Source organism: Micromonospora sp. NPDC005979, from assembly GCF_040614415.1.
GTDB lineage: Bacteria > Actinomycetota > Actinomycetes > Mycobacteriales > Micromonosporaceae > Micromonospora.
The window spans coordinates 225,788-252,753 of the sequence record NZ_JBEXUR010000001.1; the positions used below are offsets into that span (position 1 = coordinate 225,788).

Sequence of the window (26,966 nt, forward strand, 5' to 3'; positions counted from 1 at the left end):
AGCGCGCTCCGACGCCTACCGCCCGCCGGCCGCGGTGAGCCGCAACCACATGGCGAGCGGCTTACCGCGACGGGCCGATCGCCGAGGTGACGATCGATTGCGGAACGGTGTTGCCTACTGACCGGATCCCGCTGTGTAGAGCTCGTCTTCGCTGATGACCGGTGCGGCGTTGTCCTCGGGGCGTCCGACGCGTGCGGCCGAACTGAAGAGGGGACCGCGTGCCGGGTGTACGGGAGCGAAGGCGGCGAAGCCCTGCTCCTTTGGGATGTCGTCGTAGACCGCCTCCATCCCGCCACGGAGTAGGTAGGTCTCGTGCCAGAAGCCCGTACCGCCGCTGTCGCGCAGGAAGTTGCGCCACCAGATCCGGTGTGGTTCGGATCGGGCCCAGGACAACAGGGAGGGCAGGTCCCGCCAGTATTGCCGAATGCCGACGTGCATCGGGAACAGCGACCACAGCAGGGGCTCGTGCCGAAGGAGACCCTCGGGATTGTCGCTGGCGGATCGGCCGATCTGCGGGCCGTAACCCATCAGCGTCCGCAGGCCATAGAGCCGGTTGACGCGCATGCCCAGATAGACGACTACCAGGTCCGGGTAGGGCGACAGGTCGACAGTTTGCCGATTGACACTCGTGTTCATCGTGTATCTCCTCGTTCTGAGTTCTAGTGGGGCGGGGGCGCGGGCTGTTCGTCCTTGACGATCAGCCCGCGATGAAGCGCGCCGTCATCCATGGAGCTGGCCTGCGTCGGGCGACGGTCGTGACGTACAGGACCAGGCCGGTGGTGGTGAGGACGAAGCCGGCCCAGACGGTGGACAGGGTGCCCCAACCGGCGTCAAGGGTGATCGCGCCGCCGATCGCGCCGAGAGAGTTGGCCAGGTTGAGAGCGGCCAGGTTGAGGGCCCCCATCAGCGTCGGGGCGTCGGGACCGAAGCTGGTCAGCCGTACCTGGATGCTGGGGATCGCGTACATCATGGTCGCGCCGACGCCGAACAGGCACGGCAGCAGAACCTCGAGGCTGCTACCGGCGACGCCGATCAGCACGAGGAGTGCCAGAGCGCCGCCGTAGCCCCAGGTCAGACCGCGATCTGCCGAGCGGTCGGCGACGCGGCCGCCGAGATGGTTGCCAACCGCCATGCCGAAGCCGAAGACGGCCAGTGCGAGCGGAATGACTGAGGCGTCCCGCCCTGCGGCGTCGGTGACGAATGGACCGATGAACGTGTAAACGGCGAAGATGCTGGAGATGCCGAGCGCCGCGACGACGACCATCAGCCATACGTTCGGTCGACGCAACGCTCGCAACTCGCTGGCGACCGAACTGCCGCGCAGTTCGTCGGTGCGCGGCGGCCAGGCAACGAGGGCGGCGCCAGCGAGCAGACCCACGGCGACAACGGTCCAGTACATGACACGCCAACCCGCGATCTGACCAATGAGAGTGCCCAGGGGGGACCCGGCGATGGTGGCGATGGTCAGGCCGCCCATCACGGTGGCGAATGCCCTGCCGCCCCTTCCCGGTCCGTAGACGTAGGCGGCGACCACAGCTCCCGCGCCGAAGAACGCACCCTGCACGCTCCCGGCGATGAATCGGAAGATGACGAGTGACGTGATGTCAGGAGCCAGCGCGGAGAGCCCGTTGCCGACCAGGAACAGTCCGATCAGGCCGATCAGTAGTCGGCGCCTGTTCGTTCGTGCGGCGAGCAGGATGATCGTCGGAGAACCGATCACCACTCCGAGGGCGTACGCGGTGATCGCATACGTCGCGACCGGAATAGACACGTCCAGGTCGGACGCGAAGAGCTGGATGATGCCGTTGCTACCGAACTCGCCGGTACCGATCGCGAAGGTGCCCAGCGCCAGCGCCAGCAACGTCAGCTTCGGATGTCTCACGGGTGGTGTGGTCGAGGTGCGCCGGTTCTCCGCAGCGGCACACTGGCCCTCAAATGCCTGCTGGTGCATCGCATTCCTCCGCAGATCGCTGATGGTCCGAGCGGGGGTCGGGCACGCCCGCGGGCCGGTGGAACTCGCCGACCCGGGGCGGGCTCGCTTCCTGCCTCTTCCAGGGCCTCGTCAGCGCGCGGCGCGCTTGATGAGTTCGGCCGCGGCGAAGGGCTGCGAAATCATGGCGACGTGCGACGCGTTGACCTCCCGGACCTGCGCGCCGGCCCGCTCGGCCATGAACCGCTGCGCCGCAGCAGGCAGCACCTGGTCGTTGCGGGCAACGAGGTACCAGGAAGGGATGTTCTTCCAGGCCGGTACGCCCGACGGCTCTCCGAGAGTGCGTGCGTCGGCTGGGCGCTGTCCGGTCCACATCAGCTCGGCGGTCGCCTTCGGTACGTCAGCTGCGAACACCTCCCGGAAGTACTGCCGTTTGATGTACCCGTCGACAAGGCCAGCGTCGTAGGGGCGAAAGTCCAGCGCCGCCTCATTGAGCTTGCTTCCCGGGTACTTCGTCTGTAGACCCAGCAGCGTCTCGCCCTGATCGGGCGCGAACGCGGCCACGTAGGCCAATGCCTTCACATTCGGGTTGCCGGTCGCCGCGTTCGTGGCGACAATTCCCCCGTACGAATGTGCCGCGAGAACGATCGGGCCGCTCAGGGTGGCGAGGACAGCGGCCAGGTATGCGGAGTCGGAGGCTACGCTGCGCAGCGGGTTCGCCGGAGCGATTACCGGGTACCCGTCGCGAATGAGGCGGGTGGCGACGTCGTTCCAGCCGGAGGCGTCGGCGAAGGCGCCGTGCACGAGTACCACAGTGGGCTTCGGCTGGTTGTCGGGTCGAGGGTGAGCCTGGGCGGCGGGTGCCCCGAGCGCAGCCCCCGCTGCGGCCGCGGCGGAACCGGCCAGCAAGGTTCGGCGGGTTGTCGTCATTGATATGAGCCCCTTCAGTAATCGTCTCCGGACGAGATTTCGGTTGAATCTAAACGCCGTTGCTTGACGGACACTGAACGGACAAGCAGCTCGACTGACCGGCGATTTCCGTGTTCGTAAAGTCGTCCGGCCTAGTCTGCGGAAATGACATACGCGAAGACGGAAACCGCTGTCAAATGGGCCCTGGCGATCCACTTCTTCTGGTACGTGGTCGCCAACCTTGCCCAAATCGTGGTCTGGTGGTTCGTCACCCCGGACCAGTTCTTCTGGCCGATCTGGTCGATCGTCGCCTGGAGTGTCGGGCTGGCGTTCCACGTCTGGGCGGCGCGGAGAATCCTGTTCGCTTCGCAGCACTCCTGGCAACCCCGCCCGGGGCGCTGACGTGTCATTCCTCGCGGAGTTCTTCCGTGATCCATTCACGGTCGGGGCGATCGCGCCGAGCAGCTCGGGCCTGGCCCGGATGGCGACGGTGGCGGTACCGCGAACCGGTTCGCCGGTCATCGTGGAGCTCGGACCCGGCACGGGTGCTTTCACCGCAGCCATCCAGCAGCGCCTCGGCGGACGCGGACGGCATATTGCCATCGAGGTGAACCCACGGTTTGCGCAGCTACTCGCCGCGCGGTACCCAGGGGCCGATGTGGTGAACGCGGATGCGGCCGATCTCTCCACGGTGCTCGCGCAGCGCGGGCTCGGTGGAGCGGATGTCGTCGTCAGTGGTCTTCCGTGGGCGGCGTTCGGCGAGGGCCTTCAGCGCGACGTGCTGTCCGCGGTGGTCGCCGCGCTGCCGCCGCACGGTGTGTTCACCACGTTCGCGTACGTGCACACCCGCTGGACCATCCCCGCGCGGCGGCTGCTTCGAGCTGTGCGGTCCCTGTTCGACGAAGTTGTCGTCAGCGGCACGGAGTGGTCGAATCTGCCGCCCGCACTGGTCTACTACTGCCGTCGGCCGCTGCCGACGGCGTCGCGCGCGGCCATTGTCGCCGCCCAGCCGGGTCAATCGTTCCTGGGCGCGACCCACGAGCAGTTCGTCCACTGATTTCCGATGATTTCCTGGTCTCCCTTCCCACCGCAGGCCGCAGTGGTTCTCCGTCGATCCGGGAGCGCACCGCGGCCTGAGGTGGGATCAGACCGTCATCAGCCCAGCCAGGCCGATTCGATGGCGGCGGTGAGGTCGTCCGGGTGCGCGAGCATCGGCGAATGCGACGAGTCCAGCTCGATCACCTGGGTCGGTGACGTCGAGACGGCGTCGATCTCGCCGATCAGCCGTCGCTGCAGCGCCGGCGGAACGGCGTTGTCCTTGGTGCAGACCACGTACGTCTTGGGCACCGAGCCGTAGCGCTCGCGGGTCACGACCGGGACGTCGGCCGCGATACCGACCGGCGCGGCCGAGGTGAGCAGGTTGATGGCGGAGTCGGCGGTGGTCGCGTCGACGTCGCCGTAGAACGCCTCCCGTACGGCTGCCCGGTCGTTGAGTCCGAGTTGCAGCACCCCGGTCCGTGCCGGATCGCCGACCAGCAGGGGAAGGACCCGGTCGCCCGCGCTCTCCGGCTCGCTGAGGTAGAAGACCGCGGGACGGCCGCTCACCGGTGCGTGCGCGGCGACCGAGAACACCAGGTCGAACAGCTCCGGAGCCTGCTCGGCGGCTGCGGTGACGACCGCGCCACCCATGCTGTGCGCCACCACGAGGCAGGGCTCGCCGCCCCCGATCCGGCGGAGCTGTTCGATGAGGGTCGCCGCGGCCGACGTCGCGGTGACGCCGGCCGTCGCGGCACTCTTCAGCCCGTGACCGTCGAGGTCGACAGCGACGGACGGAATGCCGCGGGCGGCCAGCCGCGTGGCCACCGGGCTCCAGCACCAGCTGCCGTGCCAGAGGCCGTGTACAAGGACAACAGTTCGCATGGCGTCGACGATACGAACCGTTTCCGCCGGCAACCTCGTACTGCTTGTACGGGGATAACCGACCGTCTCGCCCCGACCGCCGGAGCGGACGAACGCGCCGACTAGGGTCTGTTTCATAAGGGCGGTCGAGCCGAGGCGGAGTCCGGGCGGCGATCCGGCAAGGCGCAGTTGTGTCCGGATACCGGTGTTGTATCCGGACACAACTGCAACGCCGCCGGGCGTCGTCCGGGGCCGCCGCAGGCCGGCCAGTTCTTATGAAACAGACCCTAGGAGGGGACGGCGGCGAGTTCCGCGGCGCCGAACGAGACAGCGAATCGCTTGCACCAGATGCTGACGCTGCGGAACGCCGCCGGGTCGACTCCCGCAGCCAGCCGGTACACCTGATCACCGTGGTTACCTTTGAGCTTGCCCAGTTCCGCGTACCGGCCGTCGTCGAACACCCGCCAGCCGGCGGTGCCCGTGCGAACCCGTTGATCGGACAACCACACCCGTAGGTCGGGTCCGTCGCTGGTGTCCAGCCCGTCGATCTCCAGCTGGTGACTGCCGTCCGGGTTGCGGACCATCCGGACCGTGCCGCTGGTGTCGTGCTCGTGTGTGACGAAAGTGCCCTCTGCGAGGACGATCGGCGAGGCCGGAACATCCGCAGCTTCGGATGAGGATTGAGACGGCTGCGGGATGGTGGTGGAAAGGGGCTCCGCCACGACCGTGTCGGTGAACAACCGCCAGGGCTGGAACCAGTAGAGCGCTCCTGCGGCCCCGACGCCGAGCACCGCAACGACGATCCAGGTGACAGGAGTGCGAAGAAGACGGCGAGTCACGGCTCAAGTCAAGCCGCCGGATCTCACCGTGGCCAGGCGGGGCCGGATTACCGATTGCTTACGACGCCTGACGGGAGAACCGCCCGAAGGCGGGGGCCGTTGCGGGGCTACGGAAACAGCCGGGGGCCGGCTCCACCGGAAGCCGGCCCCGCGTTGGGTGTACGCCCTTTCAACAGGTCATCCACTCCGGACGGCCCAGCGCTGGCAGAGTCACGCAAAGAGGTTGCCGACGAGGTCGGCGTAGAAGAGGGCGGGGTCGCGGGAGAGGGAGGCCTTGACGTTGGCGGTGGGCTTGTCGGCGATGACTTCGATCTTGCCCGCTTCCAGTCCGTCGAGGGCCTGGGCGACCACCTCGTGGGGTGGGAGCTTGGGGATGTCGACGCCGGCCATCATGTCCGTGTCGGCGATCGCCAGCGCCAGGGCGGTGACCAGGGTCTTCTGGTCGGCCAACTCGAGTCGGATGCCGTTCGTCAGGGACCACTCCGCGGCCTTCGAGGCGGCGTAGCCGTTGCTGCCGGGGGAGAAGGTGTACCAGCTCAACGCCGAGATGACGTTGAGAATGGCGCCGCCGGCCAGCCTGGGCGCGAACGCGCGGGTGACGTTGAGGGTTCCCCAGAAGTTGGTGTCGAAGTCTTTGCGGATGTTCTCCGTGGAGGGGCCGAGCAGCGGGGCGTCCGTGGAGGTGCCGGCGTTGTTGATGAGGATATTGAGGTCACCCACCTGGGCCGCAGCGGCCTCGATCGACGCGGGATCCGTGATGTCCATCTGGAGGGCGATGGCACCGGGGATGTCGATGCTTTCCACGCGTCGGGCGGTCGCGTAGACGGTGGCGCCGCGGGCGAGGAGTGCCTCGGCGAAGGCCTTGCCGAGGCCGCGGTTGGCACCGGTCACGAGAGCTGTTGAGCCGTTGATTCGCATGCCACCACGCTAGAACCTCACGTTGACGTTAGAGGCAAATGCTGCGAGGTGAATCACGGCCGCCGGTATCTGCAGGAGGCGTTGCCCGGCTCAGGGCGACCCGGCTGAGTCCGACAAGCGAAAATGAATCGGACTTGGGCGTCACTGGCTGATCGTACCGACCGTGACCTTTGTTCCGACTATCCCTTATTGGTTGCCGCGTGTGGCGCGTTCTCCGACGGCGTCGGCCCCGCGCGGCCGGTGACGTGCCCGCCCTGCCTGGCGGGCACGTCACCGGGCTTCACCGCAGGACGAGGACGGACCGCATCCGGGCCTCGTTCATGTTCTCGAACGCCTTCTCGGCGTCCTCCAGAGGGTGTTCCTCGATGACGGCGCGAATGTTCTGGAGGACCGCGAAGTTGAGCGCGTCCTCGCTGTCGCGCGCGACACCGCTGTACCAGCCCCTGATCTCCTGTCGCCAGGTGGAGAGGTCGTGACCGTTGACCCCTATCGCGTCGGTGCCCTCGACCACGATGAGCTGCCCGTTGGGACGGAGACCGTGGAAGATCTCTGCTTGCAGGTTGGCGCGCGCGGTGGTGTCGTAGATGACCGCGGCACCGCCCATCGCTCGTAGTCGCTCCGCCGCGTCGGTCGCGGTGGTGTCGATGTACTCGTGCGCTCCAAGTTGTGCGGCCATCTCTGCCTTGGCGCTGCCACGGTTCATGGCGACCGTGCGGAAGCCCATCTTGGCGGCGTACAGAACCGCCAGGTGGCCCACCCCTCCGACACCGTTGATCGCCACCAGGTCGCCCGGGCCGGCCGTGGAGTGGCGTAACCCGTTGAACGCGGTGACCCCGGCGCACATCAGCGGGGCGGCTTCCGCGAAGTCGAGTTCCTCGGGAAGCCGGGCTACCGCGTCCTGCGGTGCGACCAGGTAGTCGGCGTAGCCGCCGTCGTACGAGCTGCTGACGATCGTCCGGTTGACGCAGTTGGTGAAGTCTCCACGGCGGCAGTATTCGCACGTGAAGTCGACGCCCCCGGACCAGCCGACGCCGACGCGGTCGCCAGCGCTCCACATCGTGACCGCTTCGCCGACGGCATCGACCACCCCGGCGATTTCGTGCCCGGGCACCCGGGGTAGCCGTGTGCCCATCAGTCCGTGGCGGGCAATCGCGTCTCCGCCGCACACCCCACACGCGTGCACCTTGATCCGGACCTGGTTCGGCTTTGGCTCCGGAACCGGGAGTTCGGTGAAGACAAAGGGTGCGCCCGGGGTCTGTGCCTGCCATGCGCGCATGGTTTCTGCCATTGCTCACCGACGACATGATGTGCGTCGTCGATCGCGACCATCCGCTGGCCGGCCACACCGAGCTCACACTCGACGAGTACCTGTCGTTCGGGCACATCATGATCGATGTCGCCCAGGGCCTGCAGCCGTCGATCGACCGCGTCCTCGCTGTCCAGGGCACCCCGCGCCGGGCGGTTCTCACCGTACCGTTCCATGTCACCGCCCCGGCCGCGGTGGCGGGAACCGACCTCATCCTGTCAATCCCGAGGCGGACGGTACGGCAGTTCGTCACGCCGCTGTGGCCCGATCTGCGCGTGCTGCCCGCGCCGCCGGAGGTTCGGCCTCTGCCGTACTCGATGTCGTGGCACGCCCGCGTCGGGCACGACCAGACGCACGCCTGGCTTCGGGAGCAGGTGAAGGCAGCAGTCGCTGCTACGTCTCCCTAGCGACCGCCCGCCTTGCGGTGATCCCACGTTCGCGAGGTCTTGCAGGCCTGGACGGTGGCCCACCTCATGCAGGCTTGAATCTCACGCCTACGTCAGGTTATGTCGACCTCGCGATGACCGCCGCCGGCCCCCGGGTCATCGAGTTCGTCGAGGTCTCCCCGTCGGCCCGGCCGCCGCGGTGGCGAGCAGCGCACGGCTGGCAGGAGTGCAGCGTACGTACTATGGCGCGGTGGAAAACCGCGACTGGCTGGGCGAGTTCCTACGACGCCGGCGCGAGGCGTTGTCACCGGTGGAAGCGGGGTTGCCTTCGCTGCGCCGTCGGCGGACACCCGGGCTGCGGCGTGAAGAGGTGGCGGCGCTGGCGAACGTTTCGGCTGCCTACTATGAGCGACTCGAGCAGGCGAGAGGGCCTCGGCCGTCGATGGGCGTGCTGTCCGGAATCGCGGCGGCGCTGCGGCTGACCGAGACCGAGAAGGCCCATCTGTTCCGGCTGGCGGGCCATCTGGCCCCACCCCCGTGGGACCCGCAGCCCGAGCCGGTGGATCCCGGGCTCGCGTACCTGCTCACGGCGGTCTCGGGGACGACTCCGGCGTTCGTCACCGACGATCTGGGCACCGTCCTGGCGCAGAACTGGCTCAACGTCACGCTGTTCGGGCAGTTCGCCGACCGGCCGGGCCTCGAGGCGAACCTCGTGTGGCACTGGTTCACGTCGCCGTCCTGGCGGCATCGGCTCGATCCACCGGAGCAGCAGGAGCAGACCGGGATGGCGTACGTGTCGGACCTGAGGGCGGTGACCACCCAGCGCGGCCAGGACCGCGCGGCGGGCGAACTCGTCGAGAGGTTGTGCACGGCCAGCGGGGAGTTCCGGGCGATGTGGGGGCGGCACACGGTCGCGATGCCGCACTGCTCGACGAAGGTGGTGCACGACGAGCGGGTCGGCCGCCTCGACCTGGACTGCGAGATCGTGGCCGGTACGACGACCCGGCAGCGGATGCTCACACTGCAGCCGGTCGCGGGAACACCCACCGCCCGACGGATCGCCGCGCTCCACACGTACCGTCCTTCTCCGCACGGCCAGGACGTGGTTGTCTCCGCTGGGTCCGGATAGCCTGGCCGGCCTCGTCATCGCCGCCGGGAAGCCGTGCTGCTGGCCGGCCTCCTCGGGCGGCCCCGGCGGGTAGCGCATCCGCGGGCTGACCGGGAGCGTCGAGGCCACCGGTGGCGGCCCGAATTCCTGCCCGCCGACGGGGAAACCAAGCTTCATCGGCGGGACCGGGCGCTGGCGGCACGAGGGATCGTTCCGTCACCGGCTTTCCGGGTCTGTCTGGTGTCGCCGCGGCGCGCGGAGTACCGCGCCACCCAGGAGCCCGCCGAGCGCGTGGCAGAGGCTCACCCCGCCCAGCAGGACAGCAACCCCGGCACCGGCCGCCCCGCCGGCCAACGCGGATCCGATGGCGCCGGAGGCGCTCTTGAGGCCGGCGCCGACGGTGAACACCTGGGTGTGCAGCTCGGGCGGCGCCTCGCGGCCGCGCACCACCAGCAGGGAACAGAACATCAGGCCGTTGATCAGCCCGCTGATCGCGAAGGCAGGCAGGTAGACGGCAGGGGTGGTGTGGAACGCGGCGGCCGCGGCGAACGGGACGGCAGTCGCGAGCAGGCAGACGAGGATGGCGTTCTCGGGTAGCCATGAGCGCAGCGGGAAGTACACGTACAGCAGCGAGCCGGCGAGCGCGCCCACGGCGATGAGGGACAGGATGATGCCGGTCAGCGAGGTGCTGTGGATCCGCTGCGCCATCAGCGCGGCGGTCACCGGCAGCGCGCCGGCGCCCAACTGCCCGAGGCAGCTGCCCAGCGTGACCGAGCCGAGGGCAGGCCGATTGATGATGACCTTGGCGGCACCGAGGAAGTCGGCGCCGCGCAGGTGATACCTCTCCGAGCGCTCGCGTCGCGCCAACGGAAGCGACCACAACAGCAACGAGGCGGCGGCGGCCGAGCCGGCGAGGCAGAATACCGCGATCCGACCGCCGAACGCGCCGGCCAACAGGGCCGCCGCCGACGGTCCGACGATGCCCGCCAGGCCGTACAGGGTCGAATCGATGCCGTACGCGCTGCGCAGGCGCCCGGGGACGAGCTCGTTGAGCAGGCTGGTGAGCCCGCCGCTGAGCAACGGGCCGACGCAACCGGCAGCCAGTGCGGCGGCGACGGCCACCCATCGCGGAGACGAGCCGGTGGCCACCGCGGTCAGTGCGAGCGCTGTGGCGTACACCAGAAGCGCGCCGCTGTAGAACACCTTGCGCCGGGAGGTGGCGTCGGCCACCGTGCCGACCAGCGGCGCCGCGACCACGTGCGGGACCATGATCGCGGCGACCAGCAGGCCGCCGAACCCGGCGCTGCGCGTGGTCTCGACGGCGAGCAGGACGAGCCCCACCCGGGCGCCCTCGTCGGCCAGCCGGGCGAGTGAGGCGAGCACCGAATATCGGACCAGATTCCTCCGCTCGCCGCCGGCGTCGCGCTGGTCCGCACCGGCATCGGTGAGCGTCATTCCCCCTCGGGTCACCGTCGCTCCTCCCGCTGCGCCATCGGCTGGGACTTACCCCTCAACTGCCGTTCCGACCCACGGTTCCGCCGTACCGCTGAGGGGCATCTCGAAACGGGCGCTGATGCGGGTGCCGGGGGCCCCTGACATGCGAATCGGCGGTGACCGTCCGAGTGGGGGTCACCGCCGATCGCGTGGTCGAAGCGGTCAGGCGGCGGAGCAGGCGGTGTCCAACTCCTTGATGGCCGCTTCCAGAGCCTTCTTGCTGGGCTTGGCGTCGGCGGACTTGTTGTACGCGTCGCTCAGGGCCATCATCTCGTTCTGGATCTTCTCGGAGGCGGTGGTGACTGCCTCGTTGACCCCGATCGAGTGCGCCAGGATCGCGACCGAGCCGGCGGCCCACTGTGCACTGACCGCGAAGTGCCCGGCTGGCGGGCCGATCTTCTCGGCCTTGGCGATCTTAGCCGCGTTGTCCTTGATGTCCTTGTCGATGTCGGCGCAGGCCTTCACCGTGGCCGCGTCGTTGGCCGGAGCGCTGGCTGCGGTGGTGGCCGGACTGCCGGTCGGGGCGGCACTTGAGGCCGCCGGGGATGGCGCGGTCGCGGCGCTGTCGGATTCGGGCTGCGGATCGCAGCCCGACATCGCGATCGCCGCCGCGACGGCTAGGCCAGTCAGGACGAGTCGAGTTCGGTTCATCGATGTTTCCCCCGTGATCTTCATGTCCGGCGCACGCTACCAGTCGCAGTCGATCGGGTGGGACCAGTTATCGGGCCAACGGCGGCCGGTGCTTCGTCGATCGACCGCAGGGCCGGGTCGTCAACCCTCGGTGGGCGTTCGACGGGCACCGACGGGCCAGAGAATCGTGGTCGGGACGCCGTGGCGCCGCGCCCAGTCGATGGTCCGGTCCGTCGATGCGGGGTGCAGGCCGGGTTTGCCGTCCCACACCGCCACGAGTCGCTGGACCCGTCGGACCAGCTCCCGGTTGGCGACCACGTACGCGTCGGTGTCCGAGCGGTCGTATCCGGTGTGGACGACCGCCACCGCCCGGTCGAGCAGCTCGTCGAAGGTCAGCCGATTCTCCGGCCTGATGACCGCGATCCGGTAGTCCAGGGCCGGCAGGATCACCTCGTAGGTGCCGCCCAGGTCGAGGATCGTGCGCGCGAAGACCTGGTCCGCGCCGGCCGCCAGGCAGGTCACGCCGTGTACGGGACGGTCGCTGATCCGGCCCAGTTCGACGCGGAGCGCGTCGGCGACGAGCAGTTCGGTGTCGCGGGTCAGGTTGATGTGCCCGGTCACGCCGACGCGGACCGGACCGAGGTCAGGCGGCATCCGTCGGGCCCGTCCGCTGCGTGGGCACCGGGGGTGCCAGCCGGATCAACTCGAACCCGCTGTCGGACAGCACGTCGGGCAGTGCCCGGACCCCCTCGCGGTTCTGCTCCCGCACCTTGGACGGCAGCTGCTCCCACGGTCGTAGGGCGGGGTGCCGCCGCTGGGCGTCATCGCGCGGGTCGCCGTACGTCCAGCCGTCCCCGCGCCGTTCCCGGCACCACCGCTCGTGCTCCAGGCGGGCGAGTTCCTCGATCCCGTCGTCGATGGCCTGCCCGGCGGCCGAGGCGTCAACGGTGTCACCGTGCCGGGGCGCCACGACACAACCGAGATCCAACAGCTTGGCGGCGATGTCCTGGACGTGGGCCCGGTTGGCCCGCCGCAACGACTCGGGTAGTCGTGCCCAGTCCACCATCGCCGGGGCGTCGCCGAGTCGTACTCCGGCGCGCTGCTGGGCCTGGACATACCGTTCGTGGATCAGCCGGGCCAGCCGCTCGGTGAGATCCTCGGCGATCAGCCGGGCGTCGCAGGCGTGGGCGAGCACCGGATAGAGGCGGAGCTTGCCGTGCACCTCGTCGAGCAGGTCGTGGCGGGAGTCACCGTGAAAGGCCGCGGCGAGCGCCGCCTGCCGGTAGACCGGCACGAACACCGCACTCTCGGCGCCCTGCCACAGCGCGGGCGTGTCCAGCACGAACCGCAGGCCGTTGATCTCGTCCGGCGCGCACACGTAGATGCGGTCGTAGCGGTCGCGGCCGAGACCGACGACGCCGTCGAGATCCAGGTCGTACGCGGTCAACTGGCAGACGGTGGCCAGGAACGGGTAACGCGAGGACGCCAGCGCGATCTCGGCGCCGGCGTCCGGTGCCACGACGTCCACCCGCAGGGGTGGCGCGGCGTGGCCCCCGGGGGTCTCGGCGCGGAATGTGCGCCAGTGCCGGGCGGTCTCCACCAGGAGTGCCCGGCGGAAGGTGCCGGTGCCCGCGATGAGGATCCTCGTTGGTCGGCCTCCCGCGCGGGGCAGCGGGTGGTGCCGGTGCAGCGCGCGTGCGGCGACGTCGTCGACGTCGAAGTAGTCCAGCCGCAGTCGGCTGGATCCGGCGGCGCCGAGCCGTCGGGCCTGCAGGGACAGACACATCTCCGAGTCGTGAACCAGGATGTAGACCCGCGGTGGTTGCCGTCGGTCCTGGATGAGCCGGTTGGCGGTGTTGGCGATCGCGTGGTTGCGGTCGTCGTCCTCGCTGCAGGCGTAGATGGTGTGGGCTCGGGGCAGTCCGGCGCCGCGCAGCACCTCGGGGCTGGTCGGGTCGCCGACCACGCCGAGGTACCGGCGCCGCCGGTACTCCAGCGGCCCGAACGGCTCGGAGCGCACCACCACCACCCGTTCACCGTCGGCGAAGAGCCGGTCGGCGAGCATGTGGGCGAACTGGGAGTCGCCGCAGACCAGGACGTGACCACGTGCCCGCCGGGCGCGCAGGCGGCGACTCTCGGCGGCCAACAGCAGCCGGCTGGCCTCGGCCACGGCGAGGAGCGTGAACAGCGGGGCGGCGAACCGGGCGACCTGCAGCTGCCACGGGTAGGGGCCGGCGTTCTGGAAGGGTTCGGCGCCGAAGACGAAGAGTTGCAGGTCGTAGTAGAGCACGTCGTACGGATCGTGGGCGACGTCCGGGCGGGCCTGGAGCAGGCGCTCGAAGCCGACGTAGCCGAGGACGAGGGCAGCCAGCCCGATCAGGCCGAAGAGGACTCGCAGACTCCAGCCGGTCGGGCGGGACGAGCCGGCGACCGGATCCGTCATGGGCTCATGGTATTTGACGAGGTCGATCGGGCTGTCGCTCGACGCGCACGAGGGTGCGCGCCGATGGCTCCGGCGCGGTTACGGAAAGTCGTCGGGTCGGGTGTCGGGCAGCGTGGCCAGCAGCTGCCCGGCCAGCCGCCGCACCGCGCCGTCATCCTCCTGATGCGCGAGCCGAACGAGCACCTCCCGGGTCCGGGTGTCCCCGTCGTAGTGACGGGTCAACGCGAGCAGCGCGGTCCGGCGGATCTCCCAGTCATCGTCGTCGGCCAGCCGCAGCAACAGGTCCCGTACCCCCGTGCGGCCGGCGAGGCTGGCACCCAGCTGCTCCACGGCGCGGCGGCGAACCTCCAGGGCCGGATCGTCGCGGACCAGCCCGACCAGCAGCACCTGGACCTCCGGGTCGGTGCCGAAGTGCTCGCCGAGGGCGGCGGCGATGCGGGCGCGGATCGCCGGGTCCTGGTCCGACAGGCGGCGCATGAGCCGCAGCGTCACCGCCATGGATGCCGAGCCCTGCTGGGTCAGACAGCGTACGGCCGCGTCGAACACGGTCGGGTCGGTGTCGGATTCGACGCATTCCAGCAGCACGTCGGTCACCAGTTCCGGGCTTCCGTACGCACAGAGGGTTTGTACGGCGGCCAACCGGATGCCGACGTAGCTGTCTCGGCGGGCCCGCCGGCACAGTGTCTCGATGAGACCCGGGGCGTCGCCGTGGCGGGCGAGCGCCTGGGCGGCGGCGCACAGCACGTTCGGGTCGGGGTCCCGACTGACCTGCTCGGCAAGGCACTCCCGCACCTCGAGGTCGGGTGGGTCGGCGAGGCGGGCCAGGCTACGGGTGACCCTAAGCCGGACGATCGGGTCCCGCTCCTGGGAGGCGCGGCTGATGAGCAGATCCCGGGTCGCGTGGCCGAACAGCGGTCGCCCGGTGAGCAGTTCGACCGCGGCGAGCCGGACGCTCGCGGTCGGATCGCGTCGAGCGCTCTCCAGCAGCAGCTCCCCGGTGCGGTGGTCGGGGAAGGCCTCGGCCAGTGCGCGCACCGCGGCGAGGCGTACCGTCGCGTCCTCGTCGACGTGAGCCGAGCGGGCCACCACCGTCCACCCGGTGTCGTCGGCGCGGTCCCGGTCGATCAGAGCGGAGACCGCGGCGGCCCGTACGGAGGACTCCTCGTCCTGCTCGATCTGGTCGATCAGCCGCGCCCGGCAGCGCCCCTGGGGATCGGGTACGAGCGCCAACCGCTGTACGGCGACCGCGCGGACCCGGGCGGACGCGTCGGAGCAGGCCAGCTTCAGCAACAGCTCGGTGTCCTCTGGACCGGGTCGCTCCGGCAGCAGCCCGGTCAGCATGCAGCGTCGGACCTCGTCCGGGGAGTCGCCGGTGATCCGCCGCAACGCCGTGGCTCGTGCGGTCTCGGCGTACTCCGGCAGAGCCAGCAGACGCTTCAGCACGCACTGCACCACACCGGGATCGGTGTCGGTCGCCAGCAGGTGCTGCATCGTCTCGGGTGCGTCCGGCAGGTCGGCGCAGCGCGTGCTGAGCACTCCCGCGGCGGCTCGCCGTACCGCGACGGCCGGGTCCCCGGTGGCCCTGGCCAACACCTGACGCACGTCGTCGGAGAGTTCGGACCGGGCGCCGAGCGACTGCACGGCCAGCGCCCGCACCGCGAGATCGGGAGAGTTGGCGAGGTCGCCCAGCACGTCCACGAAATCGGGGCCGGCGCCGAGGTGGGCGACCAGTGCGCGTACGGCGGCCTGCCGTACCGCGGTGGAGACCTCGGCCTGCGCCTGGGCGAGCAGGATGTCCCGGCATCGGCCACTGTTACCGCCGGTGGCCTCGATGCGGCCGGCGGCCTCGGCCAGCCCGGCGACCAACGTGAGGCGCGCCTGCCGCTCGCGGCCCTGCCCCAGCTCCCGGACGAGCAGGTCCTCCATCTGCTCGTCGGCGGTGGACAGCACCGCCGCGATTCTGGTGGCGAAGGGAGAGCCGGATCGCCAACTGGTCCGGACCCCGCGGCGGCGGTACCAGTGCAGGAAGACCTCCCGGCCGGGCCAACCCGGGCCGAGGGTCCGGATGGAGGACAGCAGATCCTGCTCGGTGAGATCCACCAGGTTCGGGTCGTCGGCGGAGATGCCATGCTCGATGAGACGCACGACCTGGCGCAGCAGGGCGTCGCCCGCACCGGCCAGTTCGGCGGGCTGCGGCGCCTCGGCCACGCACTGCGCCGCCAGCACCAGGTTCCACGGCGGCCCGGTCAGGTTCAGCGGCGGCCACAGTTGGGTGGCCTCGGTGGCGAGTAGGGTGACCAGCTCGTTGGCGACCCGGGCGGGCAGGGCGCCGGCGACCAGTCGAAGCACCTCCCGCCACGACGGCTCGGCCCAGCGCCCGCGAAACAACGAACGCAGATGATCGAGGCCCGCGGCGGACGGATCGCGCTCGTATCTGTCCACGATCTCTTCGGCACAGAAGAACTCCAGGAACGCGCGGTGCACGAACCCGAACAGTCGTAGGCCGTAACGCTCCAGGATGAAGCTTCGCTGCCGCAATTTTTCGATCATCGAGTAGGCCATGGCGAGCGCCCGCTCATTCTCGAAACCGTATAACTCGACGAGGTTGTCGCGGAAGATGCGGGCCAATTCGTCGGACTCAATGTAGTTGCCGGCGGGGCCGGACTCGCGGAACTGCATCCAGTACGCCAGGCGACGCAGCAGCCGACGCTTCGCCTGTAGGTCGAGCGACGGCACGTCGCCGTGGCTCTCGCGCAGTTGCTTGGTCACATCCCATTCCGAGATCAGTACGTCGGTCACGTGCGCGTAGAGCCGGCGTCGGTTGCGCGGCAGCGGGTGACCCCGCCCGACGATCGCCATGAGCATCAGCAGCAGGGGGTTACCGGCGATCTCGCGCATCGCCCGGGAACTGCTCACCACGTCGAGGATCTGCCGCCGCTGCCGCTCCGCCTCCGCAGCCGACGTGGGCATCACGTAGCGGTACCAGTTGTCCAGAAACCTCGCGATCTGCTCGTCGTCGAGATCCTCCAGAGTGAAGTGGTCGAAGCCCGCGTTGGCGAACGTGTGCCGCAGGTAGCCGGCCGCCCGCGACGTGACCACGGTCAGCACCCCGGGGTATTCGTTGGCGAACGTGGCGATCTGCGCTGCCACCTCTTCCCGCTGAGCCGGGTCGAACACCTCGTCCAGGCCGTCGAAGAGGAACAGCGCCTGGCCGCCCTGGCGCAGGTACGCCTCCAGCACGTCCTGGTCGATACCGGCCAGCCCCTGCTGGTGGCGGTGACCGACGTAGTCGAGCAAACCGTCGCACCGGCCGTCCCCGTGATGGGTGGCGTAGGAGCGCAGCTCGACCAGGACGGGTAGGTACCGGTCCAGCGCACTCAGTCGAGGCTCGACGCAGACCCCGGCCAGCGTCAGCGCCAGGTACCGCGCGGCCGCGGACTTGCCGGAGCCGGGGTCGCCCAGCAGCACGATCGTGCGCCGCCCCGGGTCGGACACCACGTCGAACAACGACAGCTCGTCCTTCGCCGCGTACTCCTCCCAGAGCCGCTCCACCTCCTCCGGGTTCACCACCCCGGGCAGCCCGCCGACGTCGCCGCCCGGTGTGGACCCGGCCCAACGCCACCACGCCAGTGGCATCTCGGGTCGCGCGTCCTCGTGGACGCGGGGCTCCACGAACACGTTGGGTAGCCCGACGGTGAGGTAGCCGATGGTGGGACGCGGTGAGACGGCGTCCACCGAGACGGCGTGGTATCGCAGCGACAACTGCTTGTAGTACTGATTGCGCACCACCGTCGGCAGATGAGTGTCCGGGTCGGCCGGCTCGCGCGCCGGGGATCTGCCACTGCGTACGTCGGCCAGTGCGGCGGTCACCTTGGCGGTGAGGTCGTCCACGCCGGAGAAGAAGGCGCAGAGGTGGCGCTCCTTGAGCTCACGGCGCAACGCGACGATCTGCTGCCAGTCGGCATCGCGGTCGATCATGTCGACCGGCCAGGGTGTGTCCTCCGCGAGCAGGAAGACCAGGCACGGCTTTCCCGCCGCGAGCGCCTCCCGGTACTCCAACTCGGTGATGGAGGACTCCTGGCCCGGCGGTCGGAACCCGTACCGCCAGGCGAACAGCCCCACGTAGAGGTCGCACCGGCGCACGTCGGCGAGGCAGCGTTCCAGCGGCGGCCGGATGTCGGCGCCGTACGCCTCCATGGCCACGTCGTCGATCTCCAGACGGCGAGCCACGGCGTGCACGGCAGCGCGGTATTCCAGCAAGTCCTTTTGGGTGGCCGAAATGTAGACCTTCATGAACGGCAAACTCCAGGGGGTGGCTGGCGACCGCATCATCGAAAATATCAGTCGTTGTCACGTCCGTCCGACCCGCGAACACTCCGAACGCCCGCCGTGCATGGGATTCCCGCCGACCCCGGGCCTATGATGGCCACCAACGGAAACGAATCCGGCGGTCGAATCGCGTACTCGTGGAGTTGCGGTTGTCCGATGCGGATCCGGGTCAGTGCCGGTCGCGAGGGGTGTACGTCAATCAGCATGAGCCGCGTACGCGGGACGAACGCGGGTCGGTGGCAGCGTCGCGGAGGAAGCCATGCTCACGGTCGGTGAGGTGCACACCAGTCTTCTGCAGCACAGTACGGCGTTGGCCCAGGAGCAGAGCGCCGACGTGCTCAGCCTGATCGAGGGTGAGGCCGTGCTGACCTCCCGGCGTCCATCGCTGTACGCGGTGTCACCCGATGTTCGCACCGGTGTCGACTGCTGGCTCCCGAGCGCCAGAAAGCGCCAGTTACGTGGGGTGGGCGCGGTTCTCACCCGGGCCATCATCACCGGCGGCCGGATCGTGCAGGCCTCCTCGGTCATCCACGTCGTCGCCGGGCAACGCCGTCGGCCGTGGTCGCACTACCTGGCCAACCCCGGCGTCCTCGAGACGGTCGGCAAGCTGGACGTCGCCGACCTGAGCGCGGGCTTCCTGCACGGCAACAACGCCGACGTGCTGAACCTGGAGGCGATCACCGGCCGGGTGCTCGACGGTGTGCAGATGTCCGACCTGCTGGACCGGCGCCCGCCCCTGCGCACCGCCCGCACCCGGCTGCGCTGGACCGCGCAGACCGACGAGCGTCCCAACCGGGACGTCTCGGCGGTGGTCACCGTGGACTCACCCACCCTGCGTACGGTCGAACTCGTGCTCGCCCCGCAGGACGTGCCGGCGGCCGTGGCGGGGCTCTGCGAAGACCTCGCGTTGCACGACTGGCTGCTGACCATCCTGTCCTCGCTGGTGGAATCGGCGGTCACCCGATCGGCCTCCGGGCAGGAGCACGTCGAGCGGCTGCGTCCGGTGCTGGAGCACCTGCTGCACCTGTGGCTGCCGGGCGCGCGGGTGCACCCGCGACTGCGGCCGATCTGGGACCAGTTGGAGCAGGTACCCGGCTTCAGCCGTCAGTGGAACTCGTCGGTCAACTGGATCCGGGACCAGATCAGCGTGAGCAACATGGCTCTGCTTCGCGACCTGGCCGGCCGGATGGCCGTCGACGAGCCGTGCGGGCGCTGAGCACACTCAGTCGCTGATGAACACGTAGCTCAGCCGGTCGACCAGCTCACTGGGTAGCTGCAGGCCCTCGCCGCCGGCCCGTTTGGCGACCTGCTGCGCGACCGTCGGCGGCACCGCCACCTGGCCGAGGATGGTCCGTACGGCCAGCTCCACCGGCAGGTACTCGGTGCCCATGAGGGTCAGCGTGCGATACGCGCAGAACGGCGCGGCCGCCGGGTTGAGCTGGACGATCGCCGGCAGCTGGTCCCAGTCCGTCGGTAGCTCGCCGACGAGCTGGCGCGGCTGGGTCATCGTCTCGCCTCGATGCCGTAGCACGCCGAGCCGGGTCATCTGCCAGACCGAGGCGAGCAGGGCGCAGGCCCACACCCGGGCGTCCGGCTCGTCGGACCAGAGTTCGATGTCGACGAAGATGGAGTGCCGGGGATCGCCGGACTGCAACGGCGGAGACCACGGACGCGGCAGGGTCATCGCCGGCGCGTCGACGTGCCCGGGGGACCGCTTACCGTTGGACAGCCAGCCCGACTCGCTCAACGGGGGACGACTCCCGGTGGTGCCCCGAGGGGGTTCCACCACCAGTGTGTCGACCACCAACCGGGCCAGCTCGGCGCCGTCGTGCCGGGCGAAACTGGACTCCCGGGCCACGTAGTCCAAGGTCAGGCCGTGCTCCGCCGCGGCGCTCTGCACCTGCGGAATCACCTCGCGGGGGGTGCCGAAGCGGTGGAAGTAGTCGTCCAACATGAAGCAGGTGCTGATCCGCGGCTCCCGGGATGCGGGCAGCCCGCGGCGGGCCAGCGCCGGGATCGCGGCCGACCAGTCCGCGATCCGCTCGAACTTGCGCCTCAGCTCCTCACACCCGTCGCCGAAGTCCTCCGCGTAGAAATGCCCCAGCTCCACGGACAGATGCGAGTACGCCACACTCTCTGTACGACGCACCGCAGCTGCCTCCTGGAACCTGACATCCATGCCGATCACGCGGTGTCCCATGCCGTCTCGTCGAAAAGCTTCTCAGTCAGGTCAACGAAGGCGTCCACCGTCTTGACGTTGGCAATTTTGGATTGCACGTCGTGGTCGGAGATCAGCTGCTCCCGCCACTGCAGCAGAGGATCCAGCGGCACCACGCCGAGAAGTGTCGTACGTCCGACACCCCGTCGTCGGGCCAGCTCCGACAGCTCCGCGTCGCACTTGCGCAGGAAGGCCTGCTGGGCGAGGCCGAGATGGCCGACTTCGGGGCCACGTGAGTCGATCACCGCCGTCCGGATGAAGCGCAGCGACTCCCGTAGCCTCTCCGGCTCGTGGCCGTACTCCTTGCCCATGGCCACGATCCCGCCCGCCTCGAAGGCCAGGTCCGCCGCCGCGGTGACGTGCTGGGGAGTCCACCGGTGGAAGACCAGCCAGCGTACGGCGACCTTGCGCAGGGTCGAGGTCGCGGTGGCGGCCAGCGCGATCTGACTGGCGTACGACCGGCCGGCGCTGAGGTCCACCAGGGTCAGGTCGAACTCCTCCTCCAGTCGGAGGAAGAGTTCGGCGCAGCGCTTGGCGATGTCGTTGGTGAAACCGAACTCGCTACCGTTGCGTTGCCCCGGCAGGAGCACCAGCGGACCGGACCCGATGGGCCGCTGACGCAGGCTGGCACGTTCGGAGGTGCCCCACACGTCCAACTGCTCCGGAGACGGGATCTCCCCGCGCAGATATCGGTGCAGGCCGCCACCGTTGGGCCCGGCGCCCTCCACACCGTTGACGGCCTGGGGTATCTGGAACGTGATGCCGGCGGTCGGCGAGCCGAAGTCGTAATCCAGGTAGCAGGTGGGGTGACCGGACAACGCGCTGCGATAGGCGATGTTCGCCGCGGTCACCGACCGGCCGGTGCCGCCCTTGTGCGACGTGACGAAGACCAGCATTCAGATCCCCTCGCTGGCCTTCTGCTGCCCGGTGGCGACGTCGTTGAGTAGCAGCAGAAGCGTGTTCACCAGCGCCGCCGCCGTGCCGGGCCGCTCGTCGACCAGCAACTGTGCCCGGCCGAGGCTGGCTCGGATGCTGCGCATGCTGCGCTGCATCGCCTCACCGTCGAAGGTGCCGCGCATCAACTCCCGGTCGAACAGGTATTCGGCCTCGTCGATGAGATCCTGTGCGTAGTCGGCCAGCCGGCCGGCTCGTGGGAACGGTCGCTCCCACAGCAGCTGACCGGAGGTGACCAGCGCCTGCGCCACCCGCACGGTCAGATACCAGGAGGGTGCGTTCGGCTTCGGCGCCAGGCCGGGGAAGGCGCCACTGGCGTGGTCCCACAGCCCCTGGTGCCGGCCGTCCGGGATGCGCCGCAGCAGCAGGTGATCCCACACCTCGTCGGCCAGCTCGAGTAGTTCACTGCGCTGACGGGCGTTGCTCAGCAGACCGGCGACGGCGGCCGCCCGCTGTAGCAGCACCACGGAGAACTCGTTGACGTTCCAAGTCATGATCGGCTTCGACGTGTCGTCGTTCAGGGTCACCTGCTTGCCCGGCGCGTGCACGAACAGCGCCGGCTCGCCGGGTGACGCCCGCCGGGTGATCCGCGCGCGCTGCGCCAGCTCCACCAGTACCGAGGCGATCCGCCCGAGCTCCTCGTCACCGCCGCGCCCGACGGCGAGCAGACCCTTCACGGCGAGCGACGTCGTCTGGAGCGTGTAGTAGTCGGTCCGGTCACCATCGGTCGTCCGCCAGGGAATGTCCTCGATAGGCCACCGTCGTCGGTTGCCGAAGGTCGCCACCGTCGCCCAGTACGTCCGGGTGAGCTCCCAGCGAAGTTGCAGCGCCCGGGACAGCCGCTGCTGCTCCTCGTTGAGCAATCCGAGCAGCCGGGTGCGTTCGGAGTTCAGGTCCTCGATGGCGTCCATGGCGATCACGGTGAAGTAGAGGTAGGGGGCGTTCTCCGCGGAGCCCGCACGCTGTCGGCCGATCGGCTCGGTGGTCGGGACCTCCTCGGTCCCGGAGATGAGCCCCCACGACCAGCCGCACTCGAACAGCATCTCGCTGTTGTCCAGGTCCTCCGTCACCCGACCCGAACCGATGACCACGCTACGCAGGCTCGCCATGGTGTCCCGCAACTGCTCGCGCAGCGCGGCCACCAGCTCGCGGCGAGGTAGCTCGTCCTGATTGACCATGTCGCACAGGCGAATGCCGTACTCGTCGGTGGAGGTGAAGACGAAGGTGCTGAAGCTGCGGAGCAGGCCGACCATCGCCGCCGTGAGGCGCGCGCTCGCCATGGCCTCCAGTTCGTCCAGTTGCGCCAACAGGTCACGCCGCTGGGTGGACCCCCGGTAGACCTTGACGAAACCGATCGTCGCCAACGTGAGGGTGACCGACACCGCGAACGAGTCGACGATGTCCTGGGAACGCTGCTCCTCGGTGAGCTCCGGACCACCCTCCAGCGGGGTGAGGTAACTCCCGCCGCCGAAGATCGGAGTGCCGGCGTCGTCGGTGTACCGCCGGAAATAGTCGATCATCACGCTGACCAGCCGGCGGGGAATCTCGATCGCGCCGCCGAGCGGGCTGAGCGCCTCGATCACCTCTTCGTCGGCGCGGTCCGGGTCGTCAAGTGACAGCACGGGGACCTTGGCCGCGGGGAGCAACAGGGTCAGTAGTTGCTCCGCGTCGCTGATCGAGTTGGTACCACTTCGGCCGCCCCAGTGCCATTCACCGTTCGCCCAGCAACTGCGAACCGTAGCCCGCCAGATGTCGAGGATCTCCTGGCGAGGCTGCATCCGCATGATCCACCGCCGTCTGTTGTAGTCGTCGACTTGAAACCGCTGCTATAGCCGTGCCCACGATGATCCACGGTGCCGTACAACGTCATGGTAGCGGGCCAGTCGAGTGGCACTTGAAAGGCTTCGATGGCCGCGTGTCGGCAATCCGGCCAATCGGACGCGGGGGGAATACCCCGCCGCCCCGCTGCGCCGACAGCACGAGGTCGGCGCATTCCGCCGGCACGCATGGGCGCTATCCGCGGGTCCGGCCGGTGGCCAGCAGCATGCCCACATATCCGTCCCGCAGCGGCGGCTTGGGCCGTACCTCGTGGACGTCCAGGTCGTCCGCGCCCGCCGCGATGGTGGCCACCACGTCGGCGCGCTGCAGGGCCACGGCCGGGAACCTCCGCCGACCGACGTCGTATCCGACCGATCCGAGCATGACCGTCACGGCGAAGGGCGACCTGGGTCGCAGCGCGTCCAGAAACCGACCGATCGCGTGCTCGGCCTCGGCCTGGTCCGCAGAGATGGAGCAGGCCACGAAGAACATCGTCCCGGCGCTCCAGGCGTGCCTCGGCAGGGTGAAGACGCTGGCCCGCACCACCCGGCCCACCTGTGCCAGTCGTCGACGCGGATCCGTCAGGGCCGCGTACGCCGGGTGCTCCGTGCACACCTGCCAGTACGGGTCCCAGAGCTCGTCGTAGCTGTCGACCTGCGTGCGCAGCCAGTTCACGTTCGCCGTCGACCATTCACACAGGTCGACGGCCTTCGCGAACGGGAGGAGCGACAGCGCCGGGTACAGGTTCGCCCCCGACCCCACGTCGACGCACCGCGCGTCGGAGAGCTTCGCCTCGGCGAAGAAGTCTCGGATGCGGCAGAGAATCTCCCGATCGTCAGAGCGCAGATCCGCGTAGTTGTGTCGGACATACGCCTGTGGGTCGAAACTGTCCCACTCGACGTCGGAATTGACCGGCCTCGGCGACTGAATCGGTGAGCGTGGCGTCGACTCGCCGCAACCGCCCCCAGTCGCCGGGGTCAACGCCATGGACGGGCCTCCATCGGGTTGGCGGATCACATTGGTCGCTGAAGCGGCGCTCAGTGCACAGCTCATTATGTATCGACGATGGTGCGTGCTCACAAGTGTCGGCTCGCGGACCTGCGTCTGCCGCTGGGTACGGAAAGTCAGCTCCGGCCCCGTAGGTGCGCCGCGACCTCGGGCGGGAGTTCGTCGAGCTGGTCCATGGACTGGCCCGGACGCAGAAAATCGAACAGCAGCACGGTGCGGGGAGCGCCGGCGCGGTTCCACGCTTCGTGCTCGACCGTGTCGTCGAACACGAAGATGCTGCCCTCGCGCCAGTGCCGGGTCTGGTTGCCCACCCGCAGTGCGCAGTCGCCGTCGGGTACGACCAGGCCGAGGTGGGCGCGGTAGACGGTGGTCACCCAGCCCTCGTGGGGCTTGATCCTGGTGCCCGGGGTCATGCGGGAGAACCCGGCGGTGGTCAGACCGGGTATCCGTCGCAGCGCGTCGACGGTGCGTGGGCAGGCGGACAGGGCGGCCTCGATGCGAGCGCCGAACGCGACCAGCCCATACACGCTCCAGCCTTCGCCGTACATGTGCCGCTGCACCCATGGCTCGAAGGAGTCCTCGGCCAGGGCGAGGCACTCGTCGCGGATGTCGCGCCAGTTGCGGCGTAGATCCTCCAAGAAGGAGAACTGTTCCTGGTCGATGAACACGTCGCCTCCCTGACACGGCCTGACGAAGAGTTGACCTCGTGGGCGAGGGCTCCTGCGCCTGCCCAGGCATGCTATATCCAGCGCGGCCGCCGAATTCTCCTTCGTCGACCCAGCGCGTCCTCTGCGCGTTCGGGAAGAGCCGTCATGCCCAGGAAAGTGATCGCCATCGTGCCGCAACACATCACCACAATGTCGCGGGTGATGGCTATTGTGGACAGAAGTACCGCCAACGAACTGGATGCATCTGCGACACGCTTCCGGAGGCCACGGAGTGGCCCCGGAAAGCGGACGACAGGTGAGGCAGTTTGGGCCCGGGATCCGTCCAGCCGAGTCAGAGGAGTCGGCCGTCGTGGGCGAGCAGGGCTATCTGGGTACGGTTGTCAAGATCCAGTTTGGTCAGGATGTGCGAGACGTGGGCCTTCACCGTCGTCACGCTCATCAGCAGCTCGGTGGCGATCTCGGCGTTGGAGCGGCCCCGCGCGATGGCCAGCACGACGTCCCGTTCCCTGGGTGTGAGCAGGGCCAGTTGGTCGTTCGCCCGCTCGTAGGACGCGGCGCCGGAGGCGACCCGCTGCATGAGGCGGCGCGTCACGCCCGGAGACAGCATCGGATTGCCGGCGGCCACCGCGCGTACCGCTTGGCTGATCTGCTCGGGCGGGGTGTCCTTGAGGAGGAAGCCGCTCGCGCCGGCACGCAGGGCTCGTAGCACGTGTTCGTCGGTGTCGAAGGTGGTGAGCACGATGATCTCGGGCGGTCGGTGGCGGCGGCGCAGGCGCTCGGTGGCGGTGATGCCGTTGACGCCCGGCATCCTGATGTCCATCAGCACCACGTCGGGCAGGTGCCGGTCCACCGCGGTGATCGCCGTGGCGCCGTCGGCGGCCTCGCCCACGACGGCGATACCGTCGGCACCGTCGAGCATCAGCGTGAGCATTCCCCGTACGAGGGGATCGTCGTCGACGATGACGACCCGGATCGGGGCGTTCACGTCGGCCATGGCAGCCACGCGGTGAGGTGGAACCGGCCTGCGGCGTCGACGTGGTGGGCGACGCGACCGCCGGTGAGCGCGGCCCGTTCGGCGAGGCCGATCAGGCCGGTGCCGGCGCTGTCGGTGACACCGCTGTCCGGTGTGGTCGGGTTGCTCACGGCGATGCTCAGGCCGGTGCCGGGCGCGCCGCCGAGCACCAGGCGGACCGGCTGCCCGGCGGCGTGCTTGCGGGCGTTCGTCAGTGCCTCCTGCGCGATCCGGTAGGCGGTGCGGCCGACCGTCGGCGGTATCTCGGCCGGTGGGCCGAACGGGTCGTCGACCTCGATCTGTTGCCCGGCGGCCCTCGCCTCGTCGACCAGGCGGGGCAGGTCGGCGAGGGTCTGCCCGGGCGGCGCGTCCGTCGGCGCCTCGGCGTCGTCGTTGCGCAGCAGGGTGATGACCTCGCGCAGCTCGTCGAGGGCGTGGTGCGCGCTCGCTCGGATCACCCCCGCGGCGGCGCTGAGCCGCTCGGGCGGCGCGTCCGGCCGGTACTCCATCGCACCGGCGGCCGCCGCCAGCAGGGACAGCCGGTGGGCCAGCACATCGTGCATCTCCCGCGCGATCCGGTTGCGCTCGGCCGCACGTGCCTCGCCCACCCGCCGTTCCTGCTCCTGCTCGGCCCGCCGGGCCCGCTCCCGCAGTGCCGCCAGCAAGGCGTGCCGGGCCTGCGCCCAGGTGCCCCAGCCGAGCAGGGCCGTGTAGGCGACCGTCATCAGCACCAGCCGCCAGCCGTACGACAGGCTGGGCGTCGGCCGCCAGAAGGCCTGCACCGCCTCGCCCGCCACGCCGACCGCCGCCACCACCGCCGCCTGCCGAAACGGCCGGTTGCGGGCGGTGAAGAGCACCGCGAAGCTGGCCACCGGCGTGGCCACCGCAGACAGCGCGACGAGCAGACCGGCCAGCACGCCACCGACCCGCGGATGGCGCAGGACCACCGGAACGAGGGCCAGGGCGGTCACCGCCAGCGCGACGTCGAGGACGGCCAGACCGTCCGAGCTGGATCGGGTTGCGGACCAGAGCATGGTCGCGACGAGGACGCCGACCGCCAGGGTCGTCACGCCGGCCGGGACGGAACGCCACGTCCT

Annotated in this window: 24 protein-coding genes; 5 read left to right on the forward strand and 19 right to left on the reverse strand. The window is 69.5% G+C overall.

Annotation, left to right across the window (positions count from 1 at the left end; translation table 11 throughout):
• Positions 1–114 precede the first annotated feature (114 nt).
• From ABZ272_RS00980 to ABZ272_RS00990, 3 genes are all read right to left on the reverse strand, one after another.
• Positions 115–636, reverse strand: coding sequence for a DUF4188 domain-containing protein (locus tag ABZ272_RS00980; protein ID WP_355047814.1), 522 nt, complete (start codon positions 634–636; stop codon positions 115–117).
• A 61-nt stretch (positions 637–697) separates the two neighbouring features.
• A complete protein-coding gene (locus ABZ272_RS00985) occupies positions 698–1,882 on the reverse strand; it encodes an MFS transporter (protein ID WP_355047815.1) in 1,185 nt (394 codons plus the stop codon).
• A 180-nt stretch (positions 1,883–2,062) separates the two neighbouring features.
• Positions 2,063–2,860, reverse strand: coding sequence for an alpha/beta hydrolase (locus ABZ272_RS00990; protein WP_355047816.1), 798 nt, complete (start codon positions 2,858–2,860; stop codon positions 2,063–2,065).
• Positions 2,861–3,004: 144 nt separating this feature from the next.
• Between ABZ272_RS00990 and ABZ272_RS00995 the strand changes: the two genes are divergently transcribed.
• Both ABZ272_RS00995 and ABZ272_RS01000 read left to right on the forward strand, forming a co-directional pair.
• Positions 3,005–3,241 (forward strand): 2TM domain-containing protein, encoded by a 237-nt coding sequence (locus ABZ272_RS00995; RefSeq protein ID WP_355047817.1) that lies wholly within the window; start codon positions 3,005–3,007, stop codon positions 3,239–3,241.
• A gap of 1 nt (position 3,242) precedes the next feature.
• Positions 3,243–3,896 carry an SAM-dependent methyltransferase gene (locus ABZ272_RS01000; protein WP_355047818.1) on the forward strand — a complete coding sequence of 218 codons (654 nt, stop codon included), beginning with the start codon at positions 3,243–3,245 and terminating at the stop codon, positions 3,894–3,896.
• 98 nt (positions 3,897–3,994) lie between these two features.
• On the opposite strand, the gene ABZ272_RS01005 is transcribed toward ABZ272_RS01000, so the two are convergent.
• The 4 genes from ABZ272_RS01005 to ABZ272_RS01020 all read right to left on the reverse strand — a co-directional run bounded on the left by ABZ272_RS01005 (position 3,995) and on the right by ABZ272_RS01020 (position 7,783).
• A complete protein-coding gene (locus ABZ272_RS01005; RefSeq protein ID WP_355047819.1) occupies positions 3,995–4,759 on the reverse strand; it encodes an alpha/beta fold hydrolase in 765 nt (254 codons plus the stop codon).
• A 266-nt stretch (positions 4,760–5,025) separates the two neighbouring features.
• Positions 5,026–5,577 carry a DM13 domain-containing protein gene (locus ABZ272_RS01010; RefSeq protein WP_355047820.1) on the reverse strand — a complete coding sequence of 184 codons (552 nt, stop codon included), beginning with the start codon at positions 5,575–5,577 and terminating at the stop codon, positions 5,026–5,028.
• A gap of 210 nt (positions 5,578–5,787) precedes the next feature.
• Entirely contained in the window at positions 5,788–6,495 is a 708-nt protein-coding gene (locus ABZ272_RS01015) for an SDR family oxidoreductase (RefSeq protein WP_355047821.1), read from the reverse strand.
• A 280-nt stretch (positions 6,496–6,775) separates the two neighbouring features.
• Positions 6,776–7,783, reverse strand: a complete 1,008-nt coding sequence (locus tag ABZ272_RS01020; RefSeq protein ID WP_355047822.1) for an alcohol dehydrogenase catalytic domain-containing protein — start codon at positions 7,781–7,783, stop codon at positions 6,776–6,778.
• Between ABZ272_RS01020 and ABZ272_RS01025 the strand changes: the two genes are divergently transcribed.
• Both ABZ272_RS01025 and ABZ272_RS01030 read left to right on the forward strand, forming a co-directional pair.
• Entirely contained in the window at positions 7,783–8,208 is a 426-nt protein-coding gene (locus ABZ272_RS01025; protein ID WP_355047823.1) for a LysR substrate-binding domain-containing protein, read from the forward strand. The genes ABZ272_RS01020 and ABZ272_RS01025 overlap by 1 nt on opposite strands.
• A gap of 229 nt (positions 8,209–8,437) precedes the next feature.
• Positions 8,438–9,316, forward strand: a complete 879-nt coding sequence (locus tag ABZ272_RS01030; RefSeq protein WP_355047824.1) for a helix-turn-helix transcriptional regulator — start codon at positions 8,438–8,440, stop codon at positions 9,314–9,316.
• A 195-nt stretch (positions 9,317–9,511) separates the two neighbouring features.
• Here ABZ272_RS01030 and ABZ272_RS01035 read toward each other — a convergent pair whose 3' ends face one another.
• The 5 genes from ABZ272_RS01035 to ABZ272_RS01055 form a co-directional block, all read right to left on the reverse strand.
• Positions 9,512–10,765 (reverse strand): MFS transporter, encoded by a 1,254-nt coding sequence (locus tag ABZ272_RS01035; protein ID WP_355047825.1) that lies wholly within the window; start codon positions 10,763–10,765, stop codon positions 9,512–9,514.
• Positions 10,766–10,951: 186 nt separating this feature from the next.
• Complete coding sequence (locus ABZ272_RS01040) at positions 10,952–11,440, reverse strand: hypothetical protein (RefSeq protein ID WP_355047826.1); 489 nt, start codon at positions 11,438–11,440, stop codon at positions 10,952–10,954.
• Positions 11,441–11,560: 120 nt separating this feature from the next.
• On the reverse strand, positions 11,561–12,073 hold the full coding sequence (locus ABZ272_RS01045; protein WP_355047827.1) for a hypothetical protein: 513 nt from the start codon (positions 12,071–12,073) through the stop codon (positions 11,561–11,563).
• A complete protein-coding gene (locus ABZ272_RS01050; protein ID WP_355047828.1) occupies positions 12,063–13,862 on the reverse strand; it encodes a RyR domain-containing protein in 1,800 nt (599 codons plus the stop codon). The genes ABZ272_RS01045 and ABZ272_RS01050 overlap by 11 nt, the downstream gene beginning before the upstream one ends.
• A gap of 78 nt (positions 13,863–13,940) precedes the next feature.
• Entirely contained in the window at positions 13,941–18,155 is a 4,215-nt protein-coding gene (locus ABZ272_RS01055) for a HEAT repeat domain-containing protein (RefSeq protein ID WP_355047829.1), read from the reverse strand.
• A 295-nt stretch (positions 18,156–18,450) separates the two neighbouring features.
• Here ABZ272_RS01055 and ABZ272_RS01060 point away from each other — a divergent pair, with 295 nt between their 5' ends.
• On the forward strand, positions 18,451–19,407 hold the full coding sequence (locus tag ABZ272_RS01060; RefSeq protein ID WP_355047830.1) for an SCO2521 family protein: 957 nt from the start codon (positions 18,451–18,453) through the stop codon (positions 19,405–19,407).
• 6 nt (positions 19,408–19,413) lie between these two features.
• On the opposite strand, the gene ABZ272_RS01065 is transcribed toward ABZ272_RS01060, so the two are convergent.
• The 7 genes from ABZ272_RS01065 to ABZ272_RS01095 form a co-directional block, all read right to left on the reverse strand.
• Complete coding sequence (locus ABZ272_RS01065; protein ID WP_355047831.1) at positions 19,414–20,391, reverse strand: SCO2522 family protein; 978 nt, start codon at positions 20,389–20,391, stop codon at positions 19,414–19,416.
• Positions 20,376–21,305 carry an SCO2523 family variant P-loop protein gene (locus ABZ272_RS01070; RefSeq protein WP_355047832.1) on the reverse strand — a complete coding sequence of 310 codons (930 nt, stop codon included), beginning with the start codon at positions 21,303–21,305 and terminating at the stop codon, positions 20,376–20,378. Before ABZ272_RS01070 ends, ABZ272_RS01065 begins: the two co-directional genes overlap by 16 nt.
• Positions 21,306–23,141 (reverse strand): SCO2524 family protein, encoded by a 1,836-nt coding sequence (locus ABZ272_RS01075; RefSeq protein ID WP_355047833.1) that lies wholly within the window; start codon positions 23,139–23,141, stop codon positions 21,306–21,308.
• A gap of 235 nt (positions 23,142–23,376) precedes the next feature.
• Entirely contained in the window at positions 23,377–24,168 is a 792-nt protein-coding gene (locus tag ABZ272_RS01080; protein ID WP_355047834.1) for an SCO2525 family SAM-dependent methyltransferase, read from the reverse strand.
• 137 nt (positions 24,169–24,305) lie between these two features.
• Positions 24,306–24,857 carry an aspartyl/asparaginyl beta-hydroxylase domain-containing protein gene (locus ABZ272_RS01085; RefSeq protein WP_355047835.1) on the reverse strand — a complete coding sequence of 184 codons (552 nt, stop codon included), beginning with the start codon at positions 24,855–24,857 and terminating at the stop codon, positions 24,306–24,308.
• A gap of 331 nt (positions 24,858–25,188) precedes the next feature.
• Entirely contained in the window at positions 25,189–25,851 is a 663-nt protein-coding gene (locus ABZ272_RS01090) for a response regulator transcription factor (protein ID WP_355047836.1), read from the reverse strand.
• Positions 25,839–26,939 (reverse strand): histidine kinase, encoded by a 1,101-nt coding sequence (locus ABZ272_RS01095; RefSeq protein WP_355047837.1) that lies wholly within the window; start codon positions 26,937–26,939, stop codon positions 25,839–25,841. Before ABZ272_RS01095 ends, ABZ272_RS01090 begins: the two co-directional genes overlap by 13 nt.
• Positions 26,940–26,966 lie beyond the last annotated feature (27 nt).

Bases quoted from the DNA above. Each gene is read 5' to 3' on its own strand.
- ABZ272_RS01005 (WP_355047819.1), bottom strand. From the start codon at position 4,759: ATGCGAACTGTTGTCCTTGTACACGGCCTCTGGCACGGCAGCTGGTGC.
- ABZ272_RS01070 (WP_355047832.1), bottom strand. From the start codon at position 21,305: ATGCTGGTCTTCGTCACGTCGCACAAGGGCGGCACCGGCCGGTCGGTG.
- ABZ272_RS01090 (WP_355047836.1), bottom strand. From the start codon at position 25,851: ATGGCCGACGTGAACGCCCCGATCCGGGTCGTCATCGTCGACGACGAT.
- ABZ272_RS01055 (WP_355047829.1), bottom strand. From the start codon at position 18,155: ATGAAGGTCTACATTTCGGCCACCCAAAAGGACTTGCTGGAATACCGC.
- ABZ272_RS01075 (WP_355047833.1), bottom strand. From the start codon at position 23,141: ATGCAGCCTCGCCAGGAGATCCTCGACATCTGGCGGGCTACGGTTCGC.
- ABZ272_RS01020 (WP_355047822.1), bottom strand. From the start codon at position 7,783: ATGGCAGAAACCATGCGCGCATGGCAGGCACAGACCCCGGGCGCACCC.
- ABZ272_RS00980 (WP_355047814.1), bottom strand. From the start codon at position 636: ATGAACACGAGTGTCAATCGGCAAACTGTCGACCTGTCGCCCTACCCG.
- ABZ272_RS01050 (WP_355047828.1), bottom strand. From the start codon at position 13,862: ATGACGGATCCGGTCGCCGGCTCGTCCCGCCCGACCGGCTGGAGTCTG.
- ABZ272_RS01015 (WP_355047821.1), bottom strand. From the start codon at position 6,495: ATGCGAATCAACGGCTCAACAGCTCTCGTGACCGGTGCCAACCGCGGC.
- ABZ272_RS00990 (WP_355047816.1), bottom strand. From the start codon at position 2,860: ATGACGACAACCCGCCGAACCTTGCTGGCCGGTTCCGCCGCGGCCGCA.
- ABZ272_RS01040 (WP_355047826.1), bottom strand. From the start codon at position 11,440: ATGAACCGAACTCGACTCGTCCTGACTGGCCTAGCCGTCGCGGCGGCG.
- ABZ272_RS01065 (WP_355047831.1), bottom strand. From the start codon at position 20,391: ATGGGACACCGCGTGATCGGCATGGATGTCAGGTTCCAGGAGGCAGCT.
- ABZ272_RS01080 (WP_355047834.1), bottom strand. From the start codon at position 24,168: ATGGCGTTGACCCCGGCGACTGGGGGCGGTTGCGGCGAGTCGACGCCA.
- ABZ272_RS01045 (WP_355047827.1), bottom strand. From the start codon at position 12,073: ATGCCGCCTGACCTCGGTCCGGTCCGCGTCGGCGTGACCGGGCACATC.
- ABZ272_RS00995 (WP_355047817.1), top strand. From the start codon at position 3,005: ATGACATACGCGAAGACGGAAACCGCTGTCAAATGGGCCCTGGCGATC.
- ABZ272_RS01060 (WP_355047830.1), top strand. From the start codon at position 18,451: ATGCTCACGGTCGGTGAGGTGCACACCAGTCTTCTGCAGCACAGTACG.